This window comes from uncultured Caulobacter sp. (assembly GCF_947036865.1).
Classification (GTDB): Bacteria; Pseudomonadota; Alphaproteobacteria; order Caulobacterales; family Caulobacteraceae; genus Caulobacter.
The window spans coordinates 20501-38788 of record NZ_CAMQSF010000035.1 but is presented as its reverse complement, the minus strand read 5'-3'; the positions used below and the strand labels follow the sequence as shown (position 1 = coordinate 38788).

Below are 18288 nucleotides of genomic sequence, written 5' to 3'. Positions count from 1 at the left end.
ACCCTCCTCTAAACGGAACCCTCAATCTGTCTCATGGGCGCTGACGGCGGACAAGCCGGGTCCTAGTTTCGAATTTCTCAACAAGTACGAAAAGACGCTGAGCCAGGATCAGGTGATCGTGTTCATCTCTGGATCACTGATCCGGAAGAAGCTTAACTTAAGCCAGCGAGTTTGGCTTTGTCGAAAAGTGCTAGGCGGGGATTTCAAGACCGCGAAAAGCATGGATCTAATCAAGATAGTCGCCGTCACGATTATCGGCGCATCGACCTCTGAGAAGATCCGTGAATTCTTGAAACTCGGGTAAATATTATCACCCGGGATGAGAATACCTATCACCCAGCACTTTCAAATAGCCGATACCAATTTCTTTCCACGACAGCTCTTTAAGTAGACGCTCACGCGCTCGCGAAGCTTCCTGGCGCCATATATCGACCGGCTTAGAGAAGAATACCTCAATCGCCGCCACGATATCATCGACATCGGCCTGTTCGGAGAGCGGTATTCCCGACAGACCAAGTTCGAAAAGATCACCAATACCGCCGGTCGCCGTCGCGATGAGAGGCCTCTGCGAGGTCGCCAACAAGATCGCGACGCCGCTCGCCGAGGAAAATCTCTCATAGGGCAGCAAGGCGACATCACAATCGGCGATCAATTCGGAAACCCTGGCGTCGCTGACGAAGCCGATCTCCATATCGATGCTCTCTGGGGCGTGTTCGATCTGCTTTATGCAGTCAGCCCAGTATTCCTTGTCCGCTCGGTCCGGTCCGCCCGCTATCACCAGGCGGATCGGCATGCCCTTCGCGCGGCAGATCTGGAAGGCCTTGATCGTCTCGAGAATTCTCTTGTTTCGCCGAAGCGCCCCAAAGACCAGAAGTTTGCCATTTCCGGGAGCGCTCGTCTGTTCTCCGAGATCGAACACGCCGTGCGGCAGTACATCTATGTCAGCGGGATCGATCCCGAATGTCTCGATGAGATCAGCCTTGTTGGTGCTGGTCGTCGCCACAAGGCTGTTGGCTAAGCTGTAGCTCAGCTTTATCGCCAGGTAGTGGAGCCCGTCCGCCCACCCCTTTTTTGCCCAGGCGTGCGGACGCGCGTCATGAACGACGACGACATGTCGAGCGCCGAGCAGTCTCAGGAGGATCTGCAAGGGCAGGAAGAAGATCAGGGGGTCCGGTATCGAGAAGAGGTGGACGTCGACCTTCCGCCGCCAGATCAGCGCCTGACGAGCGCCGTCGAAAACCCTCCGGAGCGAGCTTGCTATGCGCTTCAGCTTCCCTCCGGCCTGAAGCTCCCTGTGAATGAATATGCGCTGGAGGTTCGGGTGAACCGGTTCGCGATCGGCGGGGACCGCTGGCGGCGCGACGAACACCACCTCCGCCCCGGCCTCCGCGATGCCCAGCGCGAGCTCCTGCGCGAACCACCCGGCGCCTTCGCCCCAGGCCTTGGTTTGGAAACAGACCTTCATGCGCTTGCGACCCGAGAAGCGATGGACGCGCGGATCAAGTTTGACACTTGGTCGAAGTAGTCCTGGCGCGTGTAGCCTTGCGTCACCATCTTGGCGCGCCGCGCCAACTCGGCTCCCCGCGCGGGATCCTGAAAAAGTTCGTCGATCCGGGCGCCCATGTCATCGGGGTCCGCCACGCCAGTCGCGAGTCCGGTGACCCCATCCACGAGATAGCCGTCCAAGCCCTGAACGCCGGTCGCCACCACCGGAACGCCCGCCTCGATGCACGCCGCCAGGCGAACCTGCCCGGAACTCTTGAACTGCTCCTTCAGGCACAGGGCGTAGACGGCGGCGTTGGCCAGCAACTTGTCGTGCTCCTCGCGACTGATCTCCGTGTAGATCTGCGCCCGCCCGCCGCTGTTCAGTCGCTCGACGAGCCGCAAATCCTTTTGGCCGCATACCACCTTCAACTTCCAATCCCGGCCTTCCGCGGCTCGGAAAAGTGTCTCCCAGTCGCAGGCCGCGCGCCCCGAGGAAAACACGTAGCGCTCTTCCGACCCACTCGGTTGACGGCCGCGCGTTCCCCAGCCGGCCAGCGGCCATTTGATCGTGTGAACCGCGCCGGGATCCAGCCCGTAGCGCCGGGCGAACGCGTCCCGCTCCCCGTCCGTCAGCATTTGAACGGTTAGAACCGAGCGCTTCATGGCTGGCGACAGGATCGTCTTCGCGAGCAGAAGATAGACCGCCCTGAAAAGGCCGGACCGCCCTTCCAGACCAAGGTCGATACACTCCAGTAGAATGACACGGCGCGGCGCCAGGAAGGCCTGGAGAACGCAGGCGAGACGCCCCCCTCTGTACCAGTTCGGCGCTATTCCCGAAAACGAGCGGCCAAGCCATACCAGGGTCAAGCTTCTCCCCAAGGCGGTCGAGAGAAGCGGCTTTGCCAAGGGTCCAAGCGTCTTCGCGGCGTAGTCCGAGAAGGCGACGAGTTCCGGAATCTCTTCGGCGTACCAGAAGTCGCAGAGGATTTCCTGGCGTCTTCTTCGGTCGGAACGGCTAGCCACGGGGCGACCTCATGACCGCGTCGTACAGATCGCTGATCTGCGCGTAGTAGACGTCCTCCGAGTGGTTAGACTCCACATAGGTTCGGCAGGCGCGCGCCATGTCCCGCAGAGTATCCGCGGGGAGAGCGGAAACGCGCCTTAGGGTCTCGGCCAAGGATTCAACATTCCCAGACTCGAAAGACCAGCCCGTAACGCCCTCCTCGATCAGTTCGGGAATTCCGCCAATGCGCGCCCCGATCAGGGGCTTTCCGCGGCCGAAGGCTTCCAGCACGCTCAGGGGGCTGTTCTCGTACCACTCGGATGGCAACACGACGGCCCGCGCCGCGCCGACGACCGACCACAAGGCGTCGCCCTGGAGGAAACCCAGGAACTCGACAGGCGCGCCGAGGTCCTCGACCAGGGTCCTGAGCTCATCAAGTTGGGGGCCCCGTCCGATAATCTTCACCGGAACGCCGGATAACTTGGCCGCCCGGATCAGCGTGACCAGGCCTTTCTCCGGCGAAAGGCGCCCGAAATAGACAATCCCGTTCTCGACGCTTCCGGGATCGGCCTGGCGGGGGAAGGTCACGAAATTACGGATCAGGGTGATTTGCTTCGGATCCCAACCCCATTCGATCAGCTTCTGTCGATAGAAGGCGCTGGGAACGATGATCCGGTCCACATTCCTCGAATACAGCTTGAGGAGCTTGTGAACCGCGGACTCCAGCATGATCAGGCCGCTCGCCGCCACGCTGCCCTTGATGCATCGATTGGCGACCACGTTCCAAAGGCGCCCGCCCTTGCACTTCTCGCAGACGCCTGACCCGTTGAGCATCGTATAGGCGGGGCACGCCAGTTTGAGGTCGTGCGCCGTCAGGACAATTGGGATGCGTCGAGCACGCAACTCGTCCAGGATCGAAGGCGACTGATGGTGATAAATGTTATGAACGTGGGCGATATCGATCCGCCGCGTATCAAGCAGCTTCCCGATCTTTTCACGCGCTTCGAGCGAGTAAACGACCCGCGTCGCGTCCGCTAACATCTTGCCAACAGAACCACGCCGCTCGAAGTCTATCTCGTCGACAAAGAACGCCTCGTCTTCACAAGGCATGTTCTCCGGATGCCGCATCGACGAGAAAGTATTCGTCCAGCCGCGCCTTTCCATTAGGGCGGCGTGGTTCAGGTAGAATATGTCCGCTCCGCCTCGCGCGTAGTGATAAGCGTTCACGGACAATAGGCTGCCGCGCCCGGTGGCGACTTGTTCAGCGGATGTCACGGAGACCCTCATCCCTGGAAAATGCGAGTATTAAGCGCTCAAGACACCCCGGCGCCGGGGCTCTCTCCCGACAAGCGCGACGCCTGGCCCGCCGCCGCCTTGGCGTCTCCCTCCGCGAATAGGGTGATATGTTGCTCGACGACGCTGTCCCAGCTGAATGTGGTCGCGACCCGCTTCGCTCCCGCGGCGGCCCGTTGGGCGAGCGCCTCGGGTTCGTCGAGCGCCCAGCGCAGCTGTTCGTACAGGCTGTCTTCCGAGCGATTTTCGAAATAGGTCGCGCAATCGGCCATGCCGTAAACGTTCTGCGGAATGTCGCTGCAGATGATCGGCGCCCCGAGATAGGCCGCTTCCAAGATGACCGGCGACAAGCCCTCGATGGCGGACGGCTGGACGTAGGCATAGGCGTTGCGCATCAAGGCGTGCACCTCCGCGCCATAGAGAAAACCCGTGAACCGGATTCGCTCGTCCTGAGTGTCGCGGATCTGGCTCTCGTAATCCGACGGGTTGGGAGAGCCCCCGACCAGCACCAGCTTCTTATTCGTCTCTAGCCGCTCGAAAGCCGCCTTCAGCCAATGGAGACCCTTGTCAGGAATGAATCGGCCGACAAACAGAAAGTACTCTCCGGGCGCGAGGCCCAGTCGCTCCAGGACGATTTCCGACGCCTTGTCATAAGCGACGTCCGCGCCGAACGGTATGAAGTCGAACGTCTTGTTGAACCGCTTTTCGAACTCTTCTCGCGCGAAAACATTGTCGAATATGACCTTGTTGTGGACGCGCGCCGTCAGCAGGGCGGAAAGCCATAGCCACGTCTTGGCGTACCAAGGCCACTTGTCCCTTTGCCAGTCGATACCGTCCTGGCTGAGAAAAGTCTTCTTGCCAAAGAGCCGAAGAACAGCGGCGAATATGCTGTTGCCGCCGTTCTGGATGTGAACGATCTCCGCCCGATCATGGCGGATGATGTCATAGGTGACCTTGGCGGAGTGCACGAGTGTGTCGAAGCCCGCCTTGCGAACCGTGGAGAACGTGCGGACATCCACGCCGTCCACGCGCGCCACCTCTGGCGCGGCCTCATCCATATCCGGATATCGGCGATTGTAAGCCACGACCTCGTGGCCGCGCCGCGCGAGGCGGGGCAGCAACTCCATGGCGAACTTGTCGGCGCCGGCGCTTCCCGCGCGCGGCGGGAAGCTCCGGAAACCGAAGGCGGCAATACGCAGGGGGCGCATCGGCTTAAGGGGTATAGTTGGGAGCGAACGGCGCGACATATTCGCGATAGTAGTCGCGAATATATTGGCGAAGCGCGATCTTCCAATCTTGCATGCCGTTGAGACCACGAAGATCGAGCTTATAGTTCACGAGTCTCTCGGACGGCGGGCGCTGAGCGAAGTACTCCTTGGAGAAGAAGTCCGAGTTCACCGCCTTGACTTCCACGGTGTCGGACAGGCCCAAGACGTCGACAAGCTCCTTGGCGACTTCATACCGTCCCGTCTCGCCGCCACACACCATGTTGTAGAGACCGTAGTATTCGGTCCCCAGCATGGCGTTGATGTTCCGGGCGAAATCGACGGTGTAGGTCGGCGTTCCAAGCTTGTCGTCGACGACGTTGAGCACCTTGGCGCCTGCCGCCAGCTGCTTCATCATCTTGGCTATGAACTTCTTGTCCTTGGCGGGACCCCCACCCATCATCCAGCCAGCGCGGAAGATGAAGTGCTTGGCGACGCGCTTTTCGACGATGTGCTCGCCCAAATACTTGCTGCGCGCATAGACGCCCAGAGGATTGGGTTGATCCCAATCGTCGTAAAGAAGCTTCTGGCCATCAAATATGCCGGCAGTCGAGATATAGACGAGCGGTATGCCATGCGCCTGAGCTAAGGTCGCCGCGTGCTCGACCGAGAGCGTATTGGTCCTGTAAGCGTCATCGGGGTTGAGTTCGCAATATTCCAGGTCCGTGTGCGCGCCGAGGTGTATCAGCACTTCGGGAGCGAAGGACTCGACGGAGGCCTTATAGGCGGCGTAGTCCCTGAAATCGCAAAGCTCCAACCACGGCGCATTGAGATCGATGTCCGTGCACTTCAAGGTATGATGCTCCGCGAGCACCTTGTGCACCGCTTCGCCCAGCATACCGCCGCAACCGGCGACGTAGATTCTCATGAACGGTCTCCAATATCGCTAGAAATCAAAAGGCCATCGCCTGAGATTTCAGAAGAGAATACAGATACTGCCCGTAGGAACTCTTTCCCATCTTCTCGGCAGCGCGAAGGAACGTGGCTTCATCAATGAAGCCCTTACGCAGAGCGACCTCCTCGGGGCAGGCGATCTTGAACCCCTGCCGCTTCTCGAGTGTTCGGACGAACTCCGTCGCCTCCACCAGGCTGTCGGGCGTTCCCGTGTCGAGCCAGGCGTATCCGCGTCCCATGATCTCGACCGACAGCTTGCCGGCTTCGAGATAGGTCCGATTGACATCGGTGATCTCGAGTTCGCCCCGCGCGGAAGGCTTGAGATCGCGAGCGATAGACACGACGTCGCTGTCGTAGAAATAGAGGCCCGTGACGGCCCAGTTCGACTTTGGCTTGAGCGGCTTTTCTTCGATGGAGAGCGCGCTCATCTTGTCATCGAACTCGACGACGCCGTAACGCTCGGGATCATTCACGTGATAGGCGAAGACGGTGGCGCCTTCCGAGCGCGCGCTCGCGCTGGTGAACAGGTCGGTGATGCCATGCCCATAGTAGATGTTGTCGCCCAGGATGAGCGCCGAAGGGCTGTCGCCCACGAAGTCCGCGCCGATTATGTACGCCTGGGCCAGGCCATCGGGGCTGGGCTGCACGGCATATTGGATTTCCATGCCCCACTGGGAGCCGTCGCCAAGAAGCGCCTGAAAGTTCGGGGTGTCGCGCGGCGTCGAGATGATCAGAACTTCGCGGATGCCGGCCAGCATCAGCGTGGACAGCGGATAATAGATCATCGGCTTGTCGTAGACTGGCATCAGCTGCTTCGACGTCACCAGGGTCATCGGGTGTAAGCGCGTGCCGGAGCCGCCGGCCAGGATAATGCCCTTCATGCGCCAACTCCTTGTTGGTTTATCTCTTTCATGATGTCGCTGACCGCGTGTTCCCACGACCGCGGTCGAATACCGTAGTCGGCGGCGAGCTTATGCGTCGAAAGGCGCGAGTTCCTCGGCCTCCGCGCCGGCGTCGGATACTGTTCGGAGAGGATGCCTTCGACCTCGGCGCTCACGCCGCCGCTCAGGGCGCTGTGTCGGAAGATCTCTCGCGCCAGCTCGGCCCAAGTCGCCTCGCCATCATTGACGAAATGGTAGACGCCCGTGGGCGCGGCCTTGTCCGAGATCATGCGCAGGACAATCGTCCGGAGCGCTTCGGCGATATCGGTCGCCGACGTCGGACATCCGCGCTGATCATCGACCACGCGAAGCAGCGGGCGGTCGGCCGCCAGGCGCAGCATCGTCTTCAGGAAGTTGGCGCGGTGGGGACTGAGAACCCAAGCGGTGCGCAGCACGACCGACCGCGGATTGCCCCGCCGCACGGCCAGCTCGCCCGCCAGTTTCGAAGCGCCATAGACCCCGATCGGGCCGACCGGATCTTCCTCGGCGTAGGGCTCGGTCTTCTCTCCGTCGAAGACATAGTCGGTCGAGATCTGCGCCAGGGGGAGGCCTCGATCCCGGGTCACGTCGGCGAGCAGCGCTGGCCCCATCGCGTTCGCCGCGAACGCCGCCGCCACCTCGGTCTCCGCCTTGTCGACCGCCGTCCAAGCCGCGCTGTTGATCACGGCGTCGATCGGTTGTCGGTCGAAATAGGCTCGGACCGAAGACGCATCGGTGAGATCGAGCGCATCACGCGTCGGAGCGTGCAAGACCACCCCAGCCGGCCACGCGGCGCGCTGAAGTTCGAGCCCGACCTGTCCGGCTCCCCCGGTGATGAGAATGTGGGTCTGATCAGCCATTACGAACCACGCCGAGCCTTTGGGTCGCGTAGCGCCCATCAAGAATTTCCTGCCACCAGCTCTTGTTCTCGAGATACCAGCGGATCGTGCGCTCGATCCCTTCCTCGAAGGTTACGGAAGGCGACCATCCCAAATTCGATTGAATCTTCGAGGCGTCGATCGCGTATCGATAGTCGTGACCCGGCCGGTCGGTCACGAACGTGATCTGGTCCGCGTACGACACGCCGTCCGCGCGCGGCTGGACCCGATCCAAGATGCCGCATATCGCGCGCACCACCTCGATATTCTTCCGCTCGGCGCCGCCGCCGATATTGTAGGTTTCGCCGACCGAGCCGCGCTCGAACACGGCCTGCAGCGCGCGGGCGTGATCTTCCACGTAGAGCCAGTCGCGAACGTTTGAACCATCGCCATACACGGGCAACGGCTCGCCCTTCAGCGCCCGAATGATAATGAGCGGGATCAGCTTTTCAGGGAAATGATAGGGACCGTAGTTGTTGGAGCAATTCGTCACGAGGACAGGCAGGCCATAGGTGTGGCCCCAAGCCCGAACGAGGTGATCGGATCCTGCTTTCGACGCCGAATAAGGCGACCGCGGATCGTAGGCGGTTTCCTCGGTGAAATAGCCGTCCTCGCCAAGCGCGCCGAAAACCTCGTCGGTGGATATGTGGTGAAATCTAAAGCGCGCCTTGTCTTCACCCGAAAGACCGCTCCAATATCGCAGAGCTTGATTGAGCAGTACGAAGGTGCCGACGATATTGGTTTCGATAAAGGCGTCCGGGCCATCGATCGACCGATCGACATGGCTCTCCGCCGCGAGGTGAGCGACGACGTCAGGTCTGAATTCCGCCAAGGCGCCCTGCACGGCCGCCGCATCGCAGATGTCGGCTTGGACGAAGGAAAAGCGAGGACTGTCGCTCACGGAAGCCAGGGAGTTCAGGTTTCCCGCATAGGTGAGCTTATCGAACACGAGAACCTCGTGCTCGCCATGATCCAATAACCGCCGGACGAGAGCCGATCCGATAAAGCCCGCCCCTCCCGTAACAAGGATGCGCATCACGGATTATCCTTCATGCGCCCGTCAGGGGTTGAAGAGGAACGCCGTCGTACTCGAACGGGCTGTCGAAGTCCGCGAGCAGGGGTAGAGCCTTGTCCTTCTGGGACAATACGGGCCCCGTATCTGGCAGCGGCCAGTCGATGTTGATCGTCGGATCGTTCCACGCGATGCCGCCGTCGCAATCCGGCGCATAGAAGGCGGAAACCTTGTAGGCGACCTCGACATTGGGCTCGAGCGTCACGAACCCATGAGCGAAGCCGACCGGAACGAACAATTGCTCGCCGCCGTCCGCGGTCAACCGGGCGCCGACCCATCGACCATAGGTCGGCGACCCTCGCCGCAAATCGACCGCATAGTCCATTATGGCGCCGCGCGCGCATCGCACGAGCTTGGCCTGCGCGTGAGGCGGACGCTGATAGTGAAGCCCGCGGAGCGTTCCCACCGTGGCGGAGAACGATTGGTTGTCTTGAACGAAGCGAACCGAGACGCCGGCTTCCGTGGCCCGCTTCTCGGAATAGGTCTCCATGAACCAGCCCCGCTCGTCCCCAAATCGCGGCGCCTTTATTAGCACAACCGAAGTCACCTCAGCCCCCACCCGATCGAACCCTCAAAAGCAGACAAATGCTTACGAAGCGTTCACAAAACCCAAGCTCGAAACAGCGCGATGATTTTTTGATAAATTTATTTTAAATTTTTAATTAAAGTTGCCAGTTCAAGCACGCTAAACTTGGAGCTTTATCCTAATACACTACCAATAATAATATTCGCGCGAAACAAACCGCAGAAATACATCTGCGACAGATAGACTCTCGTCGTCGAGCACCAAACCCAGGAAGTTCGCGAACCTTGGCCGATCTTCAGACGGCCCCGCGATGGGCCCGGCCTGGACCTTAATGTGCTACGGCAATCTGGCGACTGAGGCTCGAGCGAGCAGGCCGCGACCTCATCGGCATCGCGGGCCACGCGTGATCACGCCGAGGCCGGCAAGATGCTAAAAGACGGGAAACAACGCGGGAAGAATAAGGCGGCAGCAGAATGCGCTGAAAAGACTTACCGCTCACTTGAATCCATGTCGAGAAACGAGCGGCAAAATTAGGCGCAAAGCTTCTCTGCTCCGGAAACGGAGTATTTTTAGCAAGCACGACAACCCCACCAGTCTGTGCGTTCGAGTCCTCGCTCGAAATTAAGATACCCCTTACTAAATCGCCCAAGAGCCTACAAGCGCCATTGAGCTTTGGGTCGATTTTCCCGCAGAACTTAGGTTAATGCGCGCCTTGTAAACAGCGTAGCCACCGCGGCGAGCACCTTCGGCGCGGCGATTTCAAAGAGATCTGAAATCGCGCCGCGTACGAACACTGCCTTTGCTTTCGACGAGCCTTCGCGCGGCATCAAACCTGGGCCCCGCGCGCGGCGGCGAACTCTCGGGCGGCCCTTAGGCGGTCGACCGGGCGAGCCCGGCGGCGGCGCTCGCCCAGATCCGACTCCGACGCGCAACGCCGGTCCGGCGCCGAAGAATGCGTCGTGTTCTGCGGTCGCTTCGGGCGCCTCGGCGATCGCGGGGGCGTCCCGCGCGCCGCGCCTTGACGCCGGGAAACGGGGCTTATCTCTGGGAGGTCTCTCGCGGGAGAGATCGGGCCGCCGGCCCGGCGCTGAAGGCGAAACCGCCCCGGAAACGCTCAAGCAGAAGGACCGCGCGAGACGTTGCACGCTGGAAAGCAGGGCGCGAACCGCCCTCGCCGAAGGAGCAAGGCGCGCGGGCCCGTCAGAGGTCGCCGCTGAATCTCTCAGGCCCAAGGACAGCGGGGGTGCGAAGGCGAGCCGCCCTGGCTCGTCCAGACCCCGCGTGCGCCATGCGAACCTGATCGAAGATCGAACGCCCCCATGACCAAGAGCAGTGAACGTGATCGCCATACAGGCTTTCGCGATGCTGCCTTTTGCACAAGGCTAAACCAATACTTCAATCGTTCATGATTTGAACAAGATTGCACAGAGTTTCAACTTTGATATCGCGAGCTGCATTTCCGCGAAATTCCCGGTTTACCTCTGAAAATCCCTCCACAACGCTGAGCAGGTCAAAATGATTGGGGATAGTCATGACCTCTCGCAAACCCGCGCCCGCCGCGCGTCTTAGGGCGCTTCTCCTGGCCGCGTCCGTTCTGGGCGGCGCGACGCCGGCCCTCGCTCAACAAGCCGAAAAGGCCGCCGAACTGGAAACCGTCGTGGTGACCGGCAAGCGCCTGTCGGAAGCCAGCGTCGCCATCGGCACCGACCACGCCACCGCCACGGTCTCGATCACCCGCGAGGCCCTGCTCTCCGCGCCGGCCGGGATCACCGGGCTGAAGATGCTGGAGAGCCTGCCCGGCTTCAACGTCCAGGCCAACGACGCCCTGGGCATGTACGAGTTCGGCAACTCGGTCTCGGTGCGGGCCTTCAACTTCCAGCAGATCGGCTTTTTGCTGGACAACATCCCGATGGGCCGCAGCGACCAGTTCGGCGGCAGCCCGATCTATCGCTATGTCGACAACGAGAACCTGCTGCGCGTGACCGCCTCGGCCGGCGCCGGCGATGTCGCCCTGCCCAGCTATGCCTCGCTGGGGCCGATCGTCAACTATTTCACCCAGGCGCCATCCAAGGACATGGGCGGCGCGATCAGCCAGACCTTCGGCAGCGACGCGCTGCGCCGCACCTTCCTGCGGCTGGAGACAGGCCAGGTCGGACCGCTGTCGGGCTATGTCAGCGGGTCGTGGATCAAGGGCGACCTGTGGCGCGGCCCCGGCACGATCGACCGCAAGCACTACGAGGGCAAGCTGAAGTACGACCTGGGCAACGGCGGCGACATCAGCTTCCAGACCGTCCACAACGACTATTTCGACTATGACAGCCCGTCGATCACCCAGGCCCAGTACGCCGGGACGGCGGGGGACGTGTTCGGCCGCAAGGGCCGCTACTTCGCCTATCTGGGCGCGGTCCCGACCTCGGTCCCGTTCGGCACGCCCCTAACGATCCCGACGGCCAGCCTGCCCGAAGCCGTGGCCGGGGTGCCCTACTCCAACGCCAACTACGCCCAATACTACAAGTTCGCGGTCAACAAGCGGCGGGACCACCTCTACGGCCTGACGCTGAACACGCCGATCGTCGACGGCGTCGACCTGACGACGACGGCCTATTACGAGGACAAGGGCGGCTATGGCGTCTCGCCCGAGGCCTATGCCACCTCGCTGGGCAGCTACAACGCCGAGCGCCTGATCGTGCCGGGCCTGGTGGCGCCCAAGGGCATCCAGTACGGCCTGTCGGGCATCGACGGCATCCGCAAGGGGATCACCGCCAAGGTCGCCTGGCGCGTGGGCTTCAATAAGATCGAGGCCGGTCTCTGGCTGGAAAACGACGACTATCACCGCACCCAGAACCGCTACAACGTGGCGGGCGGCAATCCCGACGGCGCGCCGCTGTTCAACGAGCGCGTCCACGCCCAGCGGGACTACAAGTCGCTGCGCGAGACCCAGCAGTTCTTCCTGAAGGACACCCTGACCCTGCTGGAGGCCAAGCTGAAGCTGGAGTTGGGCTTCAAGGCCACGGACATCGATTACAAGATCGCCGGCTATCGCAACCCGAACGACTATATCAACAGCCGCCGGCCGATCCTGAAGGACAGGTGGAAGGATAATTTCCTGCCGCAGATCGGCGCGGTCTATAGCGTCACCGGCCGCGACCAGGTGTTCGCCTCCTATTCGGAGAACATGGCCCTGCCGCGCGGCGCCGACGACATCTTCTCGGCCGCCAGCCCCGCCGTGGCCGGCCCCGATCCCGAGACCTCGACCAACTGGGAACTGGGCTATCGCGCCAACCACAAGACGTTCAACGCCTCGATCGTGGCCTATCAGACCGAGTTCAAGAACCGCCTTCAGGCGTTCGCGGCCCTGGTCCCCGGCGGCGGCGGCACGACCGAGACCTTCTATCAGAACGTCGGGGCGGTGAAGGCCAAGGGCGTCGAGTTCAGCGGCCAGTGGAAGCCCGAGGTCCTGGCCGGCAAGGCCTATTTCAACGCCAACATCTCGTACAACAGCGCCAAGTTCCAGGACGACGTTCTGAACTATCGCGCCAGCGCGACCGCCGCGGCGGCCACCCTGCCGATCGCCGGCAAGAAGGTGCCCGACTTCCCCGACTGGGTGTTCCAGGGCGGGGTGACGATCGAGCCCTTCAACGGCCTCCTGATGAACATCTCGGCCCGCCACCTGGAGAGCCGCTTCACCAACTTCGTCAACAGCGAGAAGGTCGGCGGCTACACGATCGTCAACGCCTATATCGATATCGGCGACGGCTTCGCGGCCGGCCCGTTCAGCCAGATCAAGGCGCGGGTCAATATCGATAACCTGTTCGACAACGACTATCTGGGCACGATCAACACCACGGTGAACACGCCCGCCAGCTTCCGCCCGGCCCCGCCGCGCACGGTGCAGTTCACGATCTCCGCCGACTTCTGATCCCTGTTTCGCCGGCCGGTCCGCGAGGGTCGGCCGGCCCCTTTTCGAGCGCCTCCATGACCCGTTTCCTCCTCGCCACGAGCGCCGCCCTGGCCCTGCTCGCCGGCCACGCCCAGGCCGCCGACCCGGCCGCCGCGCGCAAGCTTCACGAGGGCCTCCTGACCCTCGACACTCACCTCGACACGCCCGCCAATTTCGGCCGGCCGGGCTGGGACATGCTGGACCGCCATTCGGTCGACAAGGACGGCTCGCAGATCGACTATCCGCGCATGGTCGAGGGCGGGCTCGATGGCGGCTTCTTCGCCATCTTCACCAACCAGGGGCCGCGCACCCCGGAGGCCACCCGGGCGGCCCGCGACGCGGCGATCATGCGCGGCGTCGAGATCCACGAGATGGTCGCCAAGCACGGCGACAAGTTCGCCCTGGCGCTGAAGGCCGACGACGCCGAGCGGATCGTCGCCCAAGGCAAGCGCGTGGTCTTCATGAGCGTCGAGAACAGCTATCCGATGGACGGCGACGTCTCGCTGCTGTCGACCTTCTACGCGCTCGGCGTCCGCATCTCGGGCCTGGCCCACTTCAAGAACAACGACATGGCCGACAGCGCCACCGACACGCCCGAGTGGCATGGCCTGTCGCCGCTGGGCAAGCAATTCGTGGCCGAGGCCAATCGGCTCGGCGTGGTGCTGGACGGCTCGCATTCGTCCGACGAGGTGCTGGACCAGCTGATCGCGCTCTCCAAGACGCCGGTGATCCTGACGCACTCGGGCTGCAAGGCGGTCTTCAACCATCCGCGCAATGTCGACGACGCGCGCATCAGGGCCCTGGCGGCGAGCGGCGGCGTGATCCAGGTCGACGCCTATTCCAGCTATCTGATCGGCACCCCCAAGAACCCCGAGCGGGACGCGGCGATGGCGGCGCTGCGGGCCAAGGCGGGCTCCAGGGCCACGATGAGCGAGGCCGACCGGGCTGGGTTCATGGCCGAGATGAAGGCGATCGACGCCAAGTATCCGGTTCCCAAGGCGACCTTCGAGGACTTCATGAACCACCTGAACCACGCCCTGAAGGTCGCCGGGGTGGACCATGTCGGGATCGGCATCGACTTCGACGGCGGCGGCGGCGTGACTGGCCTGAACGACGCCTCGGACTATTGGAAGATCAGCGAGCGCCTGCTGGCCGAAGGCTACACCCGCGAGGACCTCGCCAAGATCTGGAGCGGCAATGTCCTACGCCTGCTGCGCGCGGCGGAGGCGGCCAAGGCGGTCTCACGCTAAGATCTTGGCCAGGCCGACGAGCGTCGCCGTCGGCAGGCCGCCTCTTGGGGAGGAATGCTCCTACCAGACGAAGGTGCCGGCCGAGCGCGGGGGCAGGGTCGCCTCGAAGCGATGGACGCCGTCGAAGATCGCGAAACGCGCCGCGGCCTGGTCGGTGTTCAACACCAGGAGCGCCCGACCGCCATCGGGGTTCTCGAACGCCACGGTGCGCAGCCCGCCGATCTTGGCCGGCGAGCCGATCCGCGTCGCGCCCGGCTTCACGAACCGGCTGGCGTGGCCGAACGCGTAGTATTCCTGGGTCCGGGTGACGGCGCCGGTCTGGCTGTCGATCGTTACCACCGGCCGGCAGTCGCTACAGCCGCCCTTGTGCGGCCCGAACTTCTCGTCCAGCGCCAGGTTCCACATCAGGACGCCGCGCGAGCCGCCGCGCGTCGAACCTATGATCAGGTTCTCGACCATCCAGGAGAAGCTGTCGTCGAACTTCGGGGCCCATTGACCGCCCGAGCACTCGGTCAGGAAAATCTCCTTGTCCGGATGCGCCGCGGTCACCGGCGCCTGGGCCGCGACATCGCCCTTGTAGCAATGCCACGCCACGCCCGCGAGGAAGGCGTTGGCCTTGGGATCGGCCAGCACCGCCATCGGCTGCTCGGGGTGGTCCCAGTTGTGGTCCCAATCGAGGACCTTGGTCGTGATCTTCTCGCGCTGGAACACCGGCGCCAGGTTCTCGCCGAAGAAGCGCGCGCGCCCCGCGGGCTTCCAGCGCATTCCGGGATAGCTGTCCGGCTCGAAATCCGGCTCGTTCTGGATGCTCAGATAGTCGGTCGGCACGCCAAGCCTGGCCGCCCCCTTGATGTAGCGCGCGAAGAACTCGGCATAGACGGGATAGGCCTCGGACTTCAGTTCGCCCTGGATCAGCGAGCCGTTGGTCTTCATCCAGGCCGGCGCGCTCCAGGGGGAGTGCATGACCTTGAGGGCGGGGTTGATCTTCAACGCGGCGCGGACCGTCGGGAAGACATACTGTTCCGGCCTCGCGAGCGAGAACCGCTCCAGTTCCGGATCCGCCGCGCCGTTGGGCGTTTCGTCCAGGCTGTAGTGATCCAGCGAAAAGTCCGATGCGCCGATCGTGACGCGGGTGAAGCTGAAGCCCAGCCCGCCCTTGCCGCGCCCGAACAGCTCGCGCAGCAGGGCGTCGCGCCGCGCCGGGGTCATCTTGTTCTGGATCAGCCAGGCCGAGGCGTCGGTGATCGCCGCGCCGAACCCGACGATCGACTGATGGCGCTCCTTGGGGTCGACCGTGATCAGCGGAAGGCCGTCCACGGCCTTGGCCGACACCGCGCTGGACGGCGGCTGGGCCGCTAGGAGCTGGCTTTTGTCGCCGGTGGTCACCCAGGCTTGCAGCTTGGGCGCGGCGGCGGCGGGGAAGGCCAGCGCGAGCGCGGCGACGGCGGTGCAGAGCGTGCGCATCAGGGCTTCCTCGACCAGGCTTTCAGATGGGCCCGGCCCGTCAGGAGCGGCTCGCCGGCGTTGCGGCCGACATATAGCGGATAGTCCCCCGCCGCGATCGCCCAGCCTGGCCTTCCGACATCGTAGTCGGCCAGGATCCGCGGCTCGACCATCAGGGTGACGCGCTGGGTCTGGCCGGGGGCGAGGTCGACCTTCTGGAAGCCGGCCAGGCGGAGCATGGGCTTGCGCTTGCCCGCCCTGACATAGAGTTGGGGCGTGTCGGCGCCGGCGATCTTGCCGGTGTTGGTGACATCGAAACTGACCTTCAAGCCCGCCGCGTCCTCGATCTTGAGGTTCTTGTAGGCGAACGACGTGTAGGAGAGGCCGTAGCCGAACGGGTAGAGCGGCTGCCGCCCTTCCTGGGCGTACCAGCGGTAGCCGACCGCCGCGCCCTCGACATACTTCACCGCGAAGGCCTTGATGGGCCCAGCCTGCTGGCCCGCGCGGCGGGCGTCGTCGATGGCGGCCTGCTCGGCGAAGCCGGGCGCGCTGGCGCGCGGGGCTTGATCGGCGGATCTCGGGAAGGTCATGGCCAGGCGGCCGGACGGATTGACCTCGCCAAACAGCAGGCGGGCGATCGCTTGGCCGCCGCGCTGACCCGGATACCAGGCCTGCAGCACCGCCCCGACGCGGTCGAGCCACGGCATCAGCACCGGACCGCCGGTCTCCAGCACGACGATCGCGTTCTTGTTGGCGGCGGCGACGGCGTCGATCAGGGCGTCCTGATTGTCGGGCAGGGCGATCGAAGGCGCGTCCTGCGCCTCGGTCTGCCAGTGCCAGGCGAAGACGATCGCGACGTCGGCGTCCTTGGCCGCGGCGGCCGCCGCCGCTGGGTCCTTGCCGTCCACATAGACGACCAGGGCGCCCGGCGCGGCGGCCTTGATCGCCTCCAGCGGCGAGGAGGCGTGCCAGGTGACGCGGACGAACGAGGCGGCCTCGCCGCCGTTCAGCGGGATCTCGACAGGCGCGCCGCCGACCGAGCGGACCTGGGACGAGCCGCCGCCCGACAGCACGCCGACATCGGCATGGGCGCCGATGAGCACGATCTTCTTGGCCGTCTTGGCCAAAGGCAGCAGGTTCCCTTCGTTCTTCAGCAGCACCGAGCCGCGCTCGGCCACGGCCTGGGCGACCTTGGCGTGAGCGTCGTAGTCGATCGGCTGGGCGGTCGTCGGAGTCGGATTGTCCATCAGGCCCGAGGTGATGACCCCGTGCAGGATGCGGCGAACCATGTCGTCGACCCGGGCCTGGCTGACCTCGCCCTTGGCCACGGCGGCCTTCAGGTCGTCGCCGAAGAAGATTTGGGTGTCCAGTTCCTGCCCGGACTGCTGGTCCAGGCCGGCCAGCGAGGCCTTCACCGTGCTGTGCACCGCGCCCCAGTCCGACATGACCCAGCCCGGATAGTTCCAGTCGCGCTTGAGCACCTTGTTCAGCAGGACGTCGTTCTGGCAGGCCCAGTCGCCATTGACCTTGTTGTAGGCGCACATGACCGAGGCCGGATTGGCCTTCTCGATGGCGATCTGAAAGGCCAGCAGGTCGCTTTCCCGCAGGTCGGCCTCGCCGATCTGGGCGTCCATCACGTGGCGGCCCGTTTCCTGGGCGTTCAGGGCGAAGTGCTTGATCGTCGAGACGATGTGGTTGGACTGCACGCCCTTGATCTGCTCGCCGGCCATCTCGCCGGCCAGCAGCGGGTCCTCGCCCAGATATTCGAAGTTGCGGCCGGCCCACGGGTCGCGGGTCAGGTTGACGCCGCCGGCCAGCAGGACATTGAAGGTCTTGGCGCGGGCCTCGGCGCCGATCATCGCGCCGCCGGCATAGGCCAGCTTGGGCTCGAAGGTCGAGGCCAGGGCCAGGCCCGACGGCAGGGCGGTGGCGACGTCGCCCTTGCGCTGCTCGACCTGGTTGGCCACGCCGAGGCTGGCGTCGCTCTCGCGCAGGGTCGGGATCTTCAGGCGCGGCACGCCCGGCACGTAGCCGGCCGAAGGGATCATGTCGGCCGGGGCCGGCTTGGTGTTCGGCGGGAAGAGGCCGTGCAGGTACTGGATCTTCTCGTCCATCGTCATCCGCTTGACGAGGGCGTCGGCGCGGACCCAGGCGGGATCGTTGGGCCGGGGGGCCAGCGGAGCGCTGTCCTTGGTCGGCATGACCTGAGCGATCGCCCCCGAAACCGAAGACAGCGAAAGCAACGCCACGGCGGCGGTAGTCCGGCACAGGATCCGCAGAGCGGATGAAGGCTGGGCGGCGGTCGTCATGGCGTTACTC

The 18288-nt window shown here is 63.6% G+C and carries 14 protein-coding genes and 1 riboswitch; of the genes, 3 read left to right on the top strand and 11 right to left on the bottom strand.

The window, feature by feature from the left end; all coding sequences use genetic code 11:
• A partial coding sequence (locus Q0V34_RS16180) for a hypothetical protein (protein ID WP_297513820.1) occupies positions 1–304 on the top strand: 304 nt, incomplete at its 5' end.
• A gap of 6 nt (positions 305–310) precedes the next feature.
• Here the strand turns inward: Q0V34_RS16180 and Q0V34_RS16175 are convergent.
• Genes Q0V34_RS16175 through rfbC form a run of 9 tightly spaced genes read right to left on the bottom strand, consistent with a single transcriptional unit; the run spans position 311 to position 9357 of the window.
• The gene (locus tag Q0V34_RS16175) at positions 311–1465 is read right to left on the bottom strand and encodes a glycosyltransferase family 4 protein (protein ID WP_297513818.1); all 1155 of its coding nucleotides are present in this window, start codon (positions 1463–1465) and stop codon (positions 311–313) included.
• Positions 1462–2508: a glycosyltransferase gene (locus tag Q0V34_RS16170; RefSeq protein ID WP_297513815.1), complete on the bottom strand. Its 1047-nt coding sequence runs from the start codon at positions 2506–2508 to the stop codon at positions 1462–1464. The genes Q0V34_RS16175 and Q0V34_RS16170 overlap by 4 nt, the downstream gene beginning before the upstream one ends.
• On the bottom strand, positions 2501–3763 hold the full coding sequence (locus Q0V34_RS16165) for a glycosyltransferase (RefSeq protein WP_297513812.1): 1263 nt from the start codon (positions 3761–3763) through the stop codon (positions 2501–2503). The genes Q0V34_RS16170 and Q0V34_RS16165 overlap by 8 nt, the downstream gene beginning before the upstream one ends.
• A 38-nt stretch (positions 3764–3801) precedes the next feature.
• On the bottom strand, positions 3802–4989 hold the full coding sequence (locus Q0V34_RS16160) for a glycosyltransferase family 4 protein (RefSeq protein ID WP_297513809.1): 1188 nt from the start codon (positions 4987–4989) through the stop codon (positions 3802–3804).
• 4 nt (positions 4990–4993) lie between these two features.
• Positions 4994–5914 carry a sugar nucleotide-binding protein gene (locus tag Q0V34_RS16155; protein ID WP_297513806.1) on the bottom strand — a complete coding sequence of 307 codons (921 nt, stop codon included), beginning with the start codon at positions 5912–5914 and terminating at the stop codon, positions 4994–4996.
• A gap of 25 nt (positions 5915–5939) precedes the next feature.
• Positions 5940–6821 (bottom strand): glucose-1-phosphate thymidylyltransferase RfbA, encoded by an 882-nt coding sequence (gene rfbA / locus Q0V34_RS16150; protein ID WP_297513803.1) that lies wholly within the window; start codon positions 6819–6821, stop codon positions 5940–5942.
• Positions 6818–7720 carry a dTDP-4-dehydrorhamnose reductase gene (gene rfbD / locus Q0V34_RS16145; protein ID WP_297513799.1) on the bottom strand — a complete coding sequence of 301 codons (903 nt, stop codon included), beginning with the start codon at positions 7718–7720 and terminating at the stop codon, positions 6818–6820. Before rfbD ends, rfbA begins: the two co-directional genes overlap by 4 nt.
• Positions 7713–8774 carry a dTDP-glucose 4,6-dehydratase gene (gene rfbB / locus Q0V34_RS16140; protein ID WP_367272075.1) on the bottom strand — a complete coding sequence of 354 codons (1062 nt, stop codon included), beginning with the start codon at positions 8772–8774 and terminating at the stop codon, positions 7713–7715. Before rfbB ends, rfbD begins: the two co-directional genes overlap by 8 nt.
• 13 nt (positions 8775–8787) lie before the next feature.
• Positions 8788–9357: a dTDP-4-dehydrorhamnose 3,5-epimerase gene (gene rfbC, locus Q0V34_RS16135; protein ID WP_297513794.1), complete on the bottom strand. Its 570-nt coding sequence runs from the start codon at positions 9355–9357 to the stop codon at positions 8788–8790.
• Positions 9358–10472: 1115 nt separating this feature from the next.
• A riboswitch (glycine riboswitch) is annotated at positions 10473–10584 on the top strand.
• 271 nt (positions 10585–10855) lie between these two features.
• Between rfbC and Q0V34_RS16130 the strand changes: the two genes are divergently transcribed.
• Together Q0V34_RS16130 and Q0V34_RS16125 are read left to right on the top strand one after the other, a co-directional pair.
• Positions 10856–13255, top strand: a complete 2400-nt coding sequence (locus tag Q0V34_RS16130) for a TonB-dependent receptor (RefSeq protein ID WP_297513791.1) — start codon at positions 10856–10858, stop codon at positions 13253–13255.
• 56 nt (positions 13256–13311) lie between these two features.
• Positions 13312–14526 (top strand): dipeptidase, encoded by a 1215-nt coding sequence (locus tag Q0V34_RS16125; RefSeq protein WP_297513788.1) that lies wholly within the window; start codon positions 13312–13314, stop codon positions 14524–14526.
• A gap of 60 nt (positions 14527–14586) precedes the next feature.
• Here Q0V34_RS16125 and Q0V34_RS16120 read toward each other — a convergent pair whose 3' ends face one another.
• On the bottom strand, positions 14587–15990 hold the full coding sequence (locus tag Q0V34_RS16120) for a glycoside hydrolase family 30 beta sandwich domain-containing protein (RefSeq protein WP_297513786.1): 1404 nt from the start codon (positions 15988–15990) through the stop codon (positions 14587–14589).
• Positions 15990–18278 carry a beta-glucosidase gene (locus Q0V34_RS16115; protein WP_297513784.1) on the bottom strand — a complete coding sequence of 763 codons (2289 nt, stop codon included), beginning with the start codon at positions 18276–18278 and terminating at the stop codon, positions 15990–15992. Before Q0V34_RS16115 ends, Q0V34_RS16120 begins: the two co-directional genes overlap by 1 nt.
• Positions 18279–18288 lie beyond the last annotated feature (10 nt).

Bases quoted from the DNA above. Each gene is read 5' to 3' on its own strand.
- Q0V34_RS16175 (WP_297513818.1), bottom strand. From the start codon at position 1,465: ATGAAGGTCTGTTTCCAAACCAAGGCCTGGGGCGAAGGCGCCGGGTGG.
- Q0V34_RS16160 (WP_297513809.1), bottom strand. From the start codon at position 4,989: ATGCGCCCCCTGCGTATTGCCGCCTTCGGTTTCCGGAGCTTCCCGCCG.
- Q0V34_RS16155 (WP_297513806.1), bottom strand. From the start codon at position 5,914: ATGAGAATCTACGTCGCCGGTTGCGGCGGTATGCTGGGCGAAGCGGTG.
- rfbA (WP_297513803.1), bottom strand. From the start codon at position 6,821: ATGAAGGGCATTATCCTGGCCGGCGGCTCCGGCACGCGCTTACACCCG.
- rfbD (WP_297513799.1), bottom strand. From the start codon at position 7,720: ATGGCTGATCAGACCCACATTCTCATCACCGGGGGAGCCGGACAGGTC.
- rfbB (WP_367272075.1), bottom strand. From the start codon at position 8,774: ATGCGCATCCTTGTTACGGGAGGGGCGGGCTTTATCGGATCGGCTCTC.
- Q0V34_RS16125 (WP_297513788.1), top strand. From the start codon at position 13,312: ATGACCCGTTTCCTCCTCGCCACGAGCGCCGCCCTGGCCCTGCTCGCC.
- Q0V34_RS16120 (WP_297513786.1), bottom strand. From the start codon at position 15,990: ATGCGCACGCTCTGCACCGCCGTCGCCGCGCTCGCGCTGGCCTTCCCC.
- Q0V34_RS16115 (WP_297513784.1), bottom strand. From the start codon at position 18,278: ATGACGACCGCCGCCCAGCCTTCATCCGCTCTGCGGATCCTGTGCCGG.